The following is a 12,590-nucleotide window of genomic DNA, read 5'->3' as shown; positions in this document are numbered from 1 at the left end:
TCAGTACGATAGGTTGATCCGCCTGCCTGGGATCTGACAAAGGGACGCACAATGAAACGAGCTGTAGAGATCGCGTAAAGATCCTGACCTGGGACGGAAGCGGCCTTGTCCTTTACTACAAGAGAATCGAGGGGCAGTTCACCTGGCCGCCGATCAAGGAAGGCGTCATTCCGCTATCTCATGCTCAGCTCTCGGTGCTGCTCGATGGCTCAGACTGGAAGCGTGTGCCGATGCGGGTTGTGGATCAGCCAGCACGAGCTGGTTGATCCGTATCAAAAGTAGTTCGTCACTCATGCGGAGTTGTTGTAGAATCACTTTGCATGAGTGATTTGCCTTCTGATCCAGCATTGCTCCGACAAGCCGTGATGGCGCTGTCGTCACAGCTTGCGGCGTTGTCGGCGGAATGCGGCACGCTGGCGGCCGAGCGTGATGCGGCGATTGCCCAACGCGAGGCTGCGGTCCAGGAGAACGACAAGCTCCAGATAATCCTGTCCCAGTACAAGCGCACGATCTTCGGTCCCCGCTCTGAGACACTGGATCCCAGACAACTGCCTCTCTTCGCCATCACGGCGAAGGCGGATGGTGCCGCCGCCAACGACGACGTTACCGGAGACGGGCTGCCTGACGGAGCGGAGGGCCGTGGAAAGCGACCGGCGCGACGCGACCGGGGGAAGCTTCCGGAGCAGTTGCCGCGCATCGACGTCGTGATCGATATCGAGAGCCACATCTGCCCTTGTTGCGGCGAGCGGCTGCACAAAATCGGGGAGACCGTCAAGGAAGCCTTCGACGTCATTCGATGCAGTACCGGGTCAAGCGCATAGTGCGTCCGCGGTACGGCTGCCGGGGATGCCGCCAGGGTGTGATGCAGGCGCCCGCGCCGGCCCAGGCGATCGACGGCGGGATGGTGACGGAAGCCTTGCTGGCCCACATCGCGGTGATGAAATACGGCTACCAGTTGCCGCTGTATCGGCAGGAACAGATGTTCGCTGCGCAAGGCATCACGCTCAACCGGCAGACGCTGGCCTCGTGGATGGGGCGCGCCGCCTGGTGGCTGAAGCCGCTTCACACGCTGTTGCGCGACACAGTGATGTCCTACCCGCGGCTGTTTGCCGACGAGACGCCGCTGCCGGTTCTCGATCCCGGCCGTGGCCGGACCAAAGTCTGCCAGTTCTGGGCGATCGCCACCGATGACCGTCCGTGGGGTGGCCCGGCGCGCCGGCGGTGGTCTACATGTTTGCCGAGGATCGCAAGGCGATCCGCGCCAAGCAGCTGTTCGGGGACTACCACGGCATCCTGCAGGTCGACGGCTATGCCGCCTACAAGGGCCTGATCAAGAACGGCGGCCATCTGGTGCAGCTGGCGTTCTGCTTCGCGCATGCGCGGCGGAAGTTCTGGGACGTTCACGTCGCGACCAAGTCGCCGATTGCCGCGGAAGCGCTGCAACGGATCGCGATGTTTTACGCCATCGAGGATCGCATCCGCGGTCTGCCGGCGGCGCATAGGGCTGCTATGCGGCAAAGTGACACCAGGCCGTTGATCGAGGACTTCAAACCCTGGCTTGAGGCGCGGCTGCTGGAAGTCTCGAAGAAGTCCGGTCTGGGCAAAGCCATCCGCTACACCCTCAACCATTGGGACGGCCTGACGCGCTTCATCGACGACGGACGCATTGAAATAAACAGCAATACGGTTGAGCGCAGCATCAAGCCGATAGGCCTGGGAAAGAAGAACTACTTGTTCGCCGGCAGTGAAGGCGGCGCCGAGACATGGGCCATTCTCGCCTCGCTCATCAACTCGGCAAAGCTGCAAGACATCGACCCGCGGCACTATCTGACCGATGTTCTCGAACGCATCATCTCTGGACGTACCAAGATCAATCAGCTGCACATGCTGCTGCCGTGGAATTGGAAGGCCGAGCGCGACAGTTCACCGGCAAAGCTCCCCGCCTGATCAGTTCGACGGCAGGGCATCTGGAACTTCCTGCGCATCGCTGGTGTCGTCATAGATCTCCTCGCGACGCGCCGCGTCACCTCGTGCAGATAGACTTGCAGCGCCCTCTCCAGCTCGGTGAACTCCGGCAGCAGCACTTTGTCGACGAAGCCTCGTGACGCGCGGATCATCACCGTGTTGCGTCGCTGGCGGTGATAACGAAACGGCCGCAGCCCGCAGCGACGGCAAAGCGCCAAGAACAGGTGCCGCGACCATTGGTCGGGAAGTGAGAATTGCTGTTCGATCGGTGGATCGTGGCGAGCGAGCTCCTCGACCCGGGCACGCACCCGCCGCAGCGCGGCTTCCGCCGCAAGGCGCTCACCAGCAGTTCCCGCACCCACGAACAACGCCTCGATCTTCCGAAGCTTCTCGCGCAGCTGCGACTCGCTGGTCATTCTGATCCCCGTTGCCCGCTCCGAACCGGGATCACCCCATCACCGCGTGCCCGCGGCGTCAATCATCCCGACCGCGCTATCCGGAGCATTCCGCGCGAGTCAAGCCCCGGCACGGTGAGCTTCCCGTGACGCTCACGGTCAATCTCTGGCCGTCTCCCGTCTGGACGAACTCATGCCTTGGGCCTGGGCCGCCGAGCGCGGTAGAAGCCTCGCCGCTTGACGAACTCCGATCCTGGATCGCAGTCGAACCTGAGGGCCTCGTCGCCACCGGCACGGTGCCCTCCGGCAGCTTCAATAAGCCGTCGCGGGCCGCCCTGCGCCAGGCCGAAAGTTGCTGCGGCGAGATCTGTGCCGACGAGCGACCTCCAACATCACCGCGCCTGGCGCGTAGGACTTCGCCATGATCTCTGCCTTGACATCGTCGCACCAACGACGGCGCCGAATCCGAGCCCGCAATGCGTCAACAACATCCGCAATCATGCTGCGATCCGCTCTCTTCATAACGGAAAGCATATTGCAGGCCAGTTCGCCTACAACAAGGTGGGGGAAAATGACCGCTTACACATTAACCGTTGAACGGCGATTAACGTTTCAGTTTAGGCGTTACGAACCGACGCCGCTCGTGGGCAAGGTCGCGCGCCCGGGCCCGCGGCTCCGTATCCACAGGGCGGTGAGATAGCAGATCATTTTTCGATTCGCGTCGACGATCATGCAGACCCGTCGCTCCGACAGGCCAATCAAGGCCTTCAGGTGCGCCACAGCGGCGCACTTGGCGGCGGCCCCTACCATATTTGCAGAAGCTAGCGCATTGTAATGGCATCGAGCAGCTCGCCCAGTAGCTTCTTCAGCTTCGCGTTCTCCTTCTCGAGTTCCTTCAGCCGCCTCGCTTCAAGAAACTCCATGCCGTCGAACTTGGCCTTCCAATTGTAGATCGTCCCCTCGCAGACTCCGTGTTTGCTAGCCAAATCAGCTGTCGTCGCCCCAGCCTCATGCTCCTTCAACATCGCGATAATCTGCTCTTCCGTGAACCTTGCGCGCCTCATTTGTCCGCCTCCGGCCGACATGCGTACGTCCTACGGTTCCTCGATCCGACCGTATGTTTCGACAATGTGTTGCGTCGTAAGATGGTGGTCTTGCGTCCTCGCCTCCGCAATGTTGGCAAGCCGACGACCGGAGGGGAAGGTTAGGCGAGCGCTGATATTGAAGTGAGGGTACTTGCCTCGGATTCTTGAGTGCAATTCAGCGGCAACTGCTACATTGTACGAAGCAATGTGCCTACCGCCCCAGACCTCTATGATCTTGTCTAAAGGGTATGATCGACCCAACATCCTCTTGGTTAGTATTTGTGCGTCCAACCATTGATAGGCAATCCTCACACAGTCGTCGTGTTCATGTTCAACGCTTGCGTGTTGATAGTTGACGCGCTTTTTAGCACTTGCAATTTCGACTGCTGAGAGCATGGGTAATGCTGAGAGCATGGTTAAAGGTTTCGACATCGATATAACATGGCTCTGCTGAACGCTCGCGAGGTTAGTCTTTCACGGCTGCCGGAAGCGACTACCAAGCTTGGTAGTCGTCGCCACTCGCGGTTATTGGCGAAGGAGCCGAATTTGAAATGCAACGCCACCCGATTATCGGCTGTCGAACGATCTCAACATATTCCCCGACCTCGTTCTCAATAGAATAAATGCACTCAAACCCTAAGAAGCCGGGATGATCGGCGCTAATGCTCCGCTATTCCAGTGGAAATCGCCGATCACGGCTTCGGTGGAACCGTCGATCAGATGAATATTCGAAAGCTCAGCCCGTATTCGTTCTTGCCGTCGATCGGCATGCTGCCGTCCCCGGTGTAGCGCGTCAGATAATCCCACTGGTTCAGTGTGTAGGACAGGGCGTCGCCGAGCTTGCTGTCAGGCAAGACCTTCGGGGCCATGTCATCGAGCCATACCTTGAGAGCATTGAGGATGGGGACACTATGTTGCTGGCGGAAGCGGCGAATGCAGTCGGCCTGTGTTTCACCCCTCTCCGGTATTCCGTCCCGCGCCTGCCGTTCAACCCGGTAGAGCTGTTCGAAGAACCGGAGCGCCTGTTCCGGCGGCCCGCCACCCTTCTTTCTCGCTTTGAGTGCATCGACGAAGCGCCGCCTGGAATGGGCGATGCATCCAAGATGGGTTGCCCTCGCCAGCGTGCGCCAGGCGGTGTAGCCATCGCTCATCAATATCCCGCGGTAATCGGCGAGGAAGGCCTGCGGGTGTATCTGGCCGCGGTCCGGCTGATAATCGAGCAGCACGATCGGCTCGTCACTGTCCTCGCCGCTCCGGTAAGCCCACATATATGACGTGCTGGCGGCCTCTCTGTCCATTTCCTTCAGCACCTAGACCGTGGTCTCGTCACCATGGATGAGGGGCTGCGATCTGAGCCGCAGCTTCAGCGCGTCATAGATGCGGGAGAGATGTTTTTCGCTCGAGCCGATCACCCAGTGGCCCAGAGCGCCTCGGCTGACAGGAACGCCGGCGCGCTCGAATGCCTGCGCCAGGCGGTAGAGCGGTGTGCCATCGACATATTTGTGAACTAGCGCGAACGCCAGCGTCGAGGGCGTAGCAACGCTGCCCGGCAACGGTTGCGTCGGCATCGGCGCGGTCACGACAGGGCGTGGATCCCGGTGCGATCGCAATGGCGGCACGCATATTTGAAGCGCACATTCTGTAAAACCTTCGCCTTCACCTCGATATGAAGTTGCTCGGTGACAGCCTCGCCCATGCGATGCATCTGGCCACGGCAGCAAGGACACGCCTTCTGATCGTCGGACAGGTCATACTCGACGCGCTCACGAGGTAGGTTCCCCGGCAGCGGTCTGCGGCCGCGCTTCTTTCCTATTGTGTTTTCGACGGATGGCAAGCCCGTGTCCGGAAGTTCGGCGATATTGTTCGTTTCACTGCCGACGTCCTCCTCATCGGAGGCCTGCTCGGCTTCATTGAAGAGACGATCAACATGCTTTTCGCTGCGCGGCGCAAAACGATGCAGGCGTGCCAGCGCCAGTTCTTCCTCGACTTGGCGACGCGGTCGGCGAGTTGATGGTTCTCCGCCTGTAGCGCAGCAATGCGTGCCAACAGCACTTCAACACTCGGATCGCCAGTTCGATTCATCGGAGTCTTGAATCTGAACCGTACCGACGCGTCAACCGCTCAACTCGAGAGCTCAGCCGGCAACCTGATATTGCCGCACCGGATGGCGGACCATCGCATCGATATCGATGCCGTCAAGGATCCAGTGCAATTGCTCCGTCGTCAGCGTGACGATCGCCTCCTGGCGGCGCGGCCATCGGAACCTGTCTTCGGTCAGCCGCTTCAGGACCAGTACAAAGCCGGACCGATCGAAGAACAGAAGCTTCATCCGGTCGCAACGGCGATTGCAGAACGCAAAAACCGCCGGAGTGAATGGATCGAGCGCCATCGTCTCCTGGACCAGGACCGCAAGGCTGTTGATGCCAGCCCGGAAGTCGATCGGCTCACGGTGCAGATAGACTGCAGGTCATCGCCCAGTCTAAACATCGCCCAGCGCTCCGATGATCGCCGTCAATGCATCCACATCGCCGCATTCCAGCGCGAGCTTCACGCCGTTCGGCAGCGACACGCTCACTTTGGCCGGAGAACAAAGAGCTGGAGTCCCTTTGGGTTCCAAACCACGCACTTCATCGTAAGCCGGCAAATCAACCCTCGCCACGCTGTCTTTTCGCGACAGGTCCCGCTCGGACTTCCCCTCAAGCTGAACCGGGATGAACGCCGGGCGTGAGGACGGCGGCAGTGACCTGGTCGCGCTGTGCTTCTTGATCCACTTCCGAAGGAGGTTCGCGTTGACCCCATGTTCGAGTGCAAGCCTCGATACCGAAACCCCAGGCTCAAGGCAGGCCGCGACAAGACGCTCTTTCGATCCCGTCTCGTAGCGCCGGCGACCGTTCCGGCCGACAAGCCTGACCCGCAGTTTCTGATCGTCGTCGCTCATCAGGTGTCCATCTATTGTGGTGGACACCTCATGCATCAGGGCACTCAAAAGCAAAAGGTGCGGAGAAATTCGCGCTTACGAAACACAGGCCGACTGCATTCGCCGCTTCCGCCAGCAACACAGCATTCCCGTCCTGAACGCCCTCAAGGGATGGCTCGATGACATGGCCCCGAAGGTCTTGCCTGACAGCAAGCTCGGCGACGCCGTGTCCTACACCCGGAAGCAATGGGACTATCTGACGCGTTACACCGAAGATGGCAGGATGCCGATCGACGATAATCTTCTGGAGCGCGACATCAGGGTTTTTGCAACTGGCCGAAAGTGCTGGCTGTTCAGCGACACCGTCGACGGAGCCAGGGCCAGTGCCGTTGTCTACAGTCTGATGCTGACCTGCCGCGCCTCACGCGTCGAGCCGTTAACATGGCTGCGCCACGTGCTCACCGAGTTGCCTCAGCGCGCGGTCGATGCAGATATCGACGACCTGATGCCTTTCAACTTCGCAAAAGCCGCCACGGCCTGAAATCGCCAGGCACCGTCTTCGATACCGAAGGCGAGCCGTCAACACCGCCGGCCTCGCGTGCCGCGAAACTCGCGCTTACATTATAACTACGCACGACCGCACTCACAGCTCGGATGGAAGACACCCTCCGAGTTCGCCTTCACCTGCCACCCGCGCCGGGATCTGGCGCTGCGCTATGCCGATGGCTCCGCGCCAGCTCCCGTCGCTACCACCGCTCAACTGGGCAAATCCAATGGCTTGAGCGAACTCAGAACTGGATAAAATCTGGGGGCAAGGTCACATCTCGTCCAGCAATGCGCCTGCAGTGCAGACAATCAACGTGCCGGGCTGATCATCCCTTCGCCTATGTCAAGGACAAGCCGCAGTCGGTCAGCTCGACCACGACGTCGGTTGTAAAAATGACCCCTTTGCGATGAGTGATTGCCAGCACGGTCACATCTTCCGCTAGGCTGCGAATATGGTCCAAAATGTCCCGCTCGGTTCGTTCGTCAAGCGCGGAGCTGGCCTCGTCGAGAAGAAGGATCGCCGGCTCGCCATAGAGCGCGCGGGCAATAGCAATACGCTGGCGCTCCCCGCCTGAAAGCTTCAAACCGCGTTCTCCAACGGTTGTTTCAAATCCTTCCGGCAGAGCCTCGATAATGGGGAGAATAGCGGCTTTTTTTGATGCACCGCGAAGGCGCACCTCGTCGCGGGGCCGTCCTAGCAGAATGTTGTCGGCTAGCGACTCATTGAGCAACATCACGTCCTGCGGCACAACAGCAACTGCGGCATACCAATCCGTGTGATCGATGGTTGTTATATCGGTTCCATCGACCAGAATACGGCCGCAGTCTGGCTCAATCGATTTCAGGACGAGCTTGAATATTGTCGACTTCCCCGATCCGGTTTCGCCGACAAGGAAGGTAATGGCGCCGCGCCTAGCCATAAACGAGACATTCGTAACGCCACGACCGTTGTCGTAGGCATAACCAATGCCCTCGAAGGATAGCTGGCCAGCGGAGGGCGTGAAATCATGAGCATGAGATGTTCGCCGCTCTTCTGGTGCGACCCACAGTCTGGCGAGAGGAATGAGGTCGGCTCGCGACCGCGCCGCGTCAGAAATCGCGCGCGCGACCATCTCGAAGGGCATATTGAGTTGGAGTAGAAGTGTGTTGAATAGCACAATATCGCCGATCGTGACCGCGCCGGCCCGGTATTCAGGTATTAGAAGGAGAAGTGTGACGGCAAATTGTAGCGCGATGGCTAAGCCGAGCACGGCTATGTAGGCCAATCGTTGAAACACGTAGGTTCGCCAGTTATCGCGCACTTCCCGCGCCTTCATCGTAAAGCGCTGGCTCATCCAGGAATGACTGCCGAAATGGCGCAACGTGTCCATGGAGTTCATGACGTTGCCGACGAAACGCGCATTCTCCTGTCCGGCTTCGATGGCCCGGTCCAGAAACACGCGCGCCCGACGCGTCGAACTCCACCCCAATGTAATCGCGACAGCCCCATAAGCGACGACGATTGCAGCGATCTGGATATTGACGAGCACACCGAGAATAGCGAGCGTAAGCAGAAGCTGCGCTGCAGCCGGGATGAATATCATAATTCCAAGCTGGACCAACGTCGTCAACGCGCTGCACCCGCGCGCGGCCGCACTCTGTATCTCCACGGGATTGTGCTCAAGAAAAAAGGCTGAGGTTTTTCTCAGGATGCGATCGAAAAAGCGAGTTGCAGCGATGAAGCCCAGGTTCTCGGCTGTCATGAAGGAAAGATACTGCAGCGTGCGCTGCAATGCGGAGGCTATGCCGAGCAGGACCGCATAGCCGGCGAATCCCCAGGCAAACGCCGACATGCCTTCCCCCCGCGGGAGGCGATCAATGAGACCCGAAAATACATAGGGGGCTGCGACGCTGCTCGCGCTGGAGATCAGCACCACTGTGGCAACGATGAGAAGCAAGCGCCGATCGGATCGCCAGTACGCATGCAGAATTGCGGAAACCGGCGACAATGTGCTGTCGTCGACCTGATCTGCGGCGGATCCAGGGAATGGGGCTTTGCTTGCACTGAGAGAGCCGACATGGCCTTGCGATCTGGATTCCATAAGATCTCACGTAAAGATGCGGCTCTGCGGAATTTGCTGCCGTTTACCGTTACTAAGCTCCAACCCAATTCTGTCCAGCACCGTCATCCAACCCCGCCAATCTTGGTAGGTTGTCGGCCGGCTTCCCACATGAGAGACGCTATAGAGTGGCTCGATACGCTGCCGCGCCACACGACGAGAAGCCCGATCACGCTATCAATAGGAACACGACTTGAAGAGCGCAACTGCAGACACGTCTAAGCGGCCATCGCGGTCCGATACAACTGACCTCCCCTTACCGGTGCTGCCACCTCCCACTACTTCGTATCCGAAGGGCCCCTTCCCTAGCGACAGCGCTAACGAAGGTTACCTTTAAGATCATTCTTCGCTCTGTTACCGCCTCTCACACGAGAGGCGGTAACGTTTAAGTCGAGGAACAAATGCTCAAGGCCACTCTAAAAATAGCCGACCTGGAAAACGTCGATCCTGTTGTCAAAGGCGGTTCAATAGAGTTTGGTGAAAGCTGCATCTGGCCATTCCAACATAAGAGTCTTGAGAGCTCGTTAGTGAAGAGCACTGAGCAATGGTTCTTCGTCATACGTGAGCGTCAAGGAGCGGCGGACGGGGCTGGCGTTCATTCGGTCGTAATAGACCATGCGTCTACAGATCAATTTCGTCAGCACTACCAGAAATGCATGCACTGGCCGCTCGATTTTATCGTGATCGAGGCCGCTCGCCGGGGTCCTCGGTTGCGTGTACGAGCAGGCCATATTGGCAGCCTCCCAATTTACTTCCACGTGGAGGAGCGCACTCGCACGGTTACGCTCTCCTGGGATTTTGTCGAGTGTTTTGATAAATCGCGAGCGATTGATGCAGAGATTATAGCGCATCACCTGTCGATGAGAACGTTCTACTCTGCGCGACAGGCCTGCGTTGGCGTTAACCTGCTGACTGCTGGCTCCACCTTGTACGTCGACAGATCGGAAACGTCATTTGACTACGGCGCGACAACTTCATCAGCCCCTGAGCTCTCCGGACGAGAGGAGAGCGATCATGTCCTTGAGTTTTCTGATACTCTTCAGGCGGTTGTTCGTTCGCGGCCGACGACCTTCTGCGCAAGCGCTGTGGAGCTGAGCGGAGGAATGGACTCCGCTTCCGTCGCAATTGCTGTGGCGAGAGCGTAGCATCGCTAGCATGTGGCGGGATACTATTGGGCGACGGGAGTAGCCCCAAGCAGATTGACCGCCGAGCGTGCATTTTGAGCGCACTGAACTGCCGTGATCACAAAGTTGAAATGTGCGCCCACATGCCGGCGATTGATCTAGATCTTGACTTGAAAGGACGCCTGCCACTCAATTCAGAGTATTACCTTGAGGCGTTCGGGTCACTCTGGGATCGGTTTCGCGGTGATGGCTGCGAAATAATCTGGTCCGGCATAGGAGGAGACGAGCTTTGCGCTCTCTTCAGCAGCGACGAGGGGGAACCCAGATCTCCCTCTTCACCGCATCTGGATATCGCGCTTGGGGTTGCAGAAGACCTGTTGACGAAACGCGGGCTCGACGCCGCTCGTTCATCCTTCCTTTTTAGCGCCCCCCTCAGCGCCACTCTATCCACAACTCTGCTCGCAAGTCGTTGTCATGCTCGCCCACTCGCGACGCGAGGTCTTTGGCCCGTCCGCCCATTCGGCGATCCGAGATTGATCAATTTTGGAGCGAAGCTTCCGTTTGCACTTCGCTCGGGCAAGGAACTCCTTCGTTCTTATTTGAGTGAGCGCTTGGGCTCTGACGTATTTCCACACGGATACGCAAAGGAGACTTTCGCGCTTGTACTGCCAAAGGCGAGTGCGGCTCGTGCGGACATAATTTCATCACAGCTTGCGTCTTGCGCCTTGGCTGACGTCGGCTTGGTTTCGCAAGAGGCTGTCATGGCGCTCTTGAACAGGGTGATAACAACACACGAATGTTCCGCAACAAGCACCTTGGCTCGCTTTTTATGGGCGGAACGTTTCGTTCGACAACTCTGTTGATTGCTCGTTGGCCGCGGAGAGTAGCTGGTCAACCTTGACGGGTGCCCTCAAAAAAGGGTGCTCGGCAGTCCAGGAGGCCTCGATGACCCGCACATGCAAAAAACGTCCAATGGTCCGGCACGCATTAGTCGAACACATCGGCGCGTGCCTCGTCTCTGGTTCGGTAGGTCTTGCTGCCGGTCCGTTCGGTCTTGAGCGACGAGAAGAAGCTCTCCATCGCCGCGTTGTCCCAGACGTTGCCGGAACGGCTCATGCTGAAGAGAATGCCGTGGTCGGCCATCAAGCGTACGCATACGACGAGGACCGCCTGATTGACGCGTGCGCGCGAGGCTCGGCGAGCTGTATGATGGCGATGCGTGAGGGTCAGGCGGCTTGCTGATCGGTGGGGTTGGCTTGGTGCAGGAGCGTCCATTCCCATATGTGGACGGCTCCCTCCTTGCAAGATATTGTTCAGTGATTTGACGGATCGCTTGCCTCCATATGTCCGGCCTTTGCATGCGGTCGCGCATGACCGCTGGCCAAGATGGGGTCCGCAACGCGTGTTCCTAACAAGGCAGCGACCTCGGAGGGCCACTGGGAAAGACGGAGTGTCACGAGTTTTGGATCGATCGATCGCACCATCTGCTCTTATGCAAGTTCACAGCATCAGCGCAACACGGTAGTTTCTGTTCTCACCGTGGTCGCCAATCCTCTATATAGCCGTTGGCTGTTCCTCCATTTGCCGATACGTTTCACCGCTCACCATGAGCTTCCAGGCAACGCGGGCGATCTTATTGGCAAGCGCCACGGCGACAAGTTTGGGGCTCTTTCGTTGCAGCAGGTCGGTAAGCCATCGGGAGGCATGTTTGCTTCGACCTGCTCTTACATGCTGAAGAAGAGCGGTCGCGCCGACCACCAATGTGCTCCTCAACATTTCGTCGCCGGCACGTGTAATGACCCCAAGCCTGACCTTGCCGGCCGTCGAATGATCTCTGGGTGTGAGCCCTATGGAGCGGATCAAGGCAGAACAAAGCGGATATTATTCAGGCCGAAGCGCTATCGATGGCATTGAGCGCATATTCGCATTCCGTAAAGTTAGAGACTACCCACTTGTGGTAAGCATTGGCAGTGCGACGGACGAAGTCTGCGGATTCCGAGATGATGGTGCGCAGCGTACCGACTTGATGGCGCGCAGGGTTCCGAAATGATCGCGCGCAGCGTTCCGAGCATTCTCCGCGCAGCATTCCGATTTGATCGCGCGCAGTTTCGGATGGTGTGAGGCCTGATCGTTGGGCCATTTCTCCGGCTGGAAACAGCTGAGAGGATTGATGCCGACGAGGAGGGTTACGATGCGCCAGGTGCGCGAGATTGTGAGGTTGAGCCTTGAGGCTGGGCTCTCGACGCGCGTGGTTGGCGAGCGGGTCGGCGTCGGGCCGACGACGGTACGTGACACGCTGAAGCGGTTTGCGCGCGCGGGTCTGGCATGGCCAGTCCCGGAAGCGATAAGCGACGCGGAGCTGGAGCAACTGCTGTACGGGGTGCCTGGCGTGAAGCCCGGTTGGCGCAAGGTGGTCGAGCCTGACTGGTCCGCTATTGCCCGCGAGCTCAAGCGCAAGT

Annotated in this window: 8 protein-coding genes and 7 pseudogenes; 7 read left to right on the top strand and 8 right to left on the bottom strand. The window is 58.8% G+C overall.

The window, feature by feature from the left end; all coding sequences use genetic code 11:
* Nucleotides 1-26: 26 nt before the first annotated feature.
* Both tnpB (ALC15_RS48095) and tnpC (ALC15_RS40025) read left to right on the top strand, forming a co-directional pair.
* A complete protein-coding gene (gene tnpB / locus ALC15_RS48095) occupies nucleotides 27-266 on the top strand; it encodes an IS66 family insertion sequence element accessory protein TnpB (RefSeq protein ID WP_094194429.1) in 240 nt (79 codons plus the stop codon).
* A 105-nt stretch (nucleotides 267-371) separates the two neighbouring features.
* Nucleotides 372-1,947: pseudogene (tnpC, locus tag ALC15_RS40025) on the top strand (IS66 family transposase).
* Here tnpC (ALC15_RS40025) and ALC15_RS40020 read toward each other — a convergent pair.
* The 5 genes and pseudogenes from ALC15_RS40020 to tnpA form a co-directional block, all read right to left on the bottom strand.
* A complete protein-coding gene (locus tag ALC15_RS40020) occupies nucleotides 1,875-2,381 on the bottom strand; it encodes a hypothetical protein (RefSeq protein ID WP_050632014.1) in 507 nt (168 codons plus the stop codon). The pseudogene tnpC (ALC15_RS40025) and the gene ALC15_RS40020 sit on opposite strands and share 73 nt — an antisense overlap.
* A gap of 607 nt (nucleotides 2,382-2,988) precedes the next feature.
* Nucleotides 2,989-3,424, bottom strand: a pseudogene (locus ALC15_RS46995) (transposase); the annotation flags it as partial.
* 743 nt (nucleotides 3,425-4,167) lie between these two features.
* Nucleotides 4,168-5,527: pseudogene (gene tnpC / locus ALC15_RS40005) on the bottom strand (IS66 family transposase); the annotation flags it as partial.
* A 52-nt stretch (nucleotides 5,528-5,579) separates the two neighbouring features.
* Complete coding sequence (gene tnpB / locus ALC15_RS40000) at nucleotides 5,580-5,900, bottom strand: IS66 family insertion sequence element accessory protein TnpB (RefSeq protein ID WP_094194424.1); 321 nt, start codon at nucleotides 5,898-5,900, stop codon at nucleotides 5,580-5,582.
* A 24-nt stretch (nucleotides 5,901-5,924) separates the two neighbouring features.
* On the bottom strand, nucleotides 5,925-6,383 hold the full coding sequence (tnpA, locus tag ALC15_RS39995) for an IS66-like element accessory protein TnpA (RefSeq protein ID WP_162240557.1): 459 nt from the start codon (nucleotides 6,381-6,383) through the stop codon (nucleotides 5,925-5,927).
* 79 nt (nucleotides 6,384-6,462) lie between these two features.
* Between tnpA and ALC15_RS39990 the strand changes: the two are divergent.
* Nucleotides 6,463-6,903, top strand: a pseudogene (locus tag ALC15_RS39990) (IS66 family transposase); the annotation flags it as partial.
* A 72-nt stretch (nucleotides 6,904-6,975) separates the two neighbouring features.
* Nucleotides 6,976-7,164 (top strand): annotated as a pseudogene (locus tag ALC15_RS42825) (IS3 family transposase); the annotation flags it as partial.
* 82 nt (nucleotides 7,165-7,246) lie between these two features.
* Here ALC15_RS42825 and ALC15_RS39985 read toward each other — a convergent pair.
* On the bottom strand, nucleotides 7,247-8,989 hold the full coding sequence (locus tag ALC15_RS39985) for an ABC transporter ATP-binding protein (protein WP_094194423.1): 1,743 nt from the start codon (nucleotides 8,987-8,989) through the stop codon (nucleotides 7,247-7,249).
* 419 nt (nucleotides 8,990-9,408) lie between these two features.
* Here ALC15_RS39985 and ALC15_RS39980 point away from each other — a divergent pair, with 419 nt between their 5' ends.
* Nucleotides 9,409-10,152, top strand: coding sequence for a hypothetical protein (locus tag ALC15_RS39980; protein ID WP_244486482.1), 744 nt, complete (start codon nucleotides 9,409-9,411; stop codon nucleotides 10,150-10,152).
* 966 nt (nucleotides 10,153-11,118) lie between these two features.
* Here the strand turns inward: ALC15_RS39980 and ALC15_RS43890 are convergent.
* Nucleotides 11,119-11,280: pseudogene (locus tag ALC15_RS43890) on the bottom strand (IS3 family transposase); the annotation flags it as partial.
* A 405-nt stretch (nucleotides 11,281-11,685) separates the two neighbouring features.
* A pseudogene (locus ALC15_RS39970) lies at nucleotides 11,686-11,982 on the bottom strand (transposase); the annotation flags it as partial.
* On the opposite strand from ALC15_RS39970, the gene ALC15_RS48090 reads away from it, so the two are divergent.
* Nucleotides 11,981-12,181, top strand: a complete 201-nt coding sequence (locus ALC15_RS48090; RefSeq protein WP_430648799.1) for a PDC sensor domain-containing protein — start codon at nucleotides 11,981-11,983, stop codon at nucleotides 12,179-12,181. The pseudogene ALC15_RS39970 and the gene ALC15_RS48090 overlap by 2 nt on opposite strands.
* 141 nt (nucleotides 12,182-12,322) lie before the next feature.
* Nucleotides 12,323-12,590 (top strand): helix-turn-helix domain-containing protein (locus ALC15_RS39965; protein WP_200914749.1); only part of this gene is annotated, 268 nt, incomplete at its 3' end.

The sequence above is a fragment of the Bradyrhizobium viridifuturi genome, assembly GCF_001238275.1.
GTDB classification, from domain to species: Bacteria; Pseudomonadota; Alphaproteobacteria; order Rhizobiales; family Xanthobacteraceae; genus Bradyrhizobium; species Bradyrhizobium viridifuturi.
Note: the sequence above shows the minus strand (reverse complement) of the source record. Positions and strands in the feature narration are given on the sequence as shown.

Bases quoted from the DNA above. Each gene is read 5' to 3' on its own strand.
- ALC15_RS40020 (WP_050632014.1), bottom strand. From the start codon at position 2,381: ATGACCAGCGAGTCGCAGCTGCGCGAGAAGCTTCGGAAGATCGAGGCG.
- tnpA (WP_162240557.1), bottom strand. From the start codon at position 6,383: ATGAGCGACGACGATCAGAAACTGCGGGTCAGGCTTGTCGGCCGGAAC.
- ALC15_RS39985 (WP_094194423.1), bottom strand. From the start codon at position 8,989: ATGGAATCCAGATCGCAAGGCCATGTCGGCTCTCTCAGTGCAAGCAAA.
- ALC15_RS39980 (WP_244486482.1), top strand. From the start codon at position 9,409: ATGCTCAAGGCCACTCTAAAAATAGCCGACCTGGAAAACGTCGATCCT.
- ALC15_RS48090 (WP_430648799.1), top strand. From the start codon at position 11,981: ATGGAGCGGATCAAGGCAGAACAAAGCGGATATTATTCAGGCCGAAGC.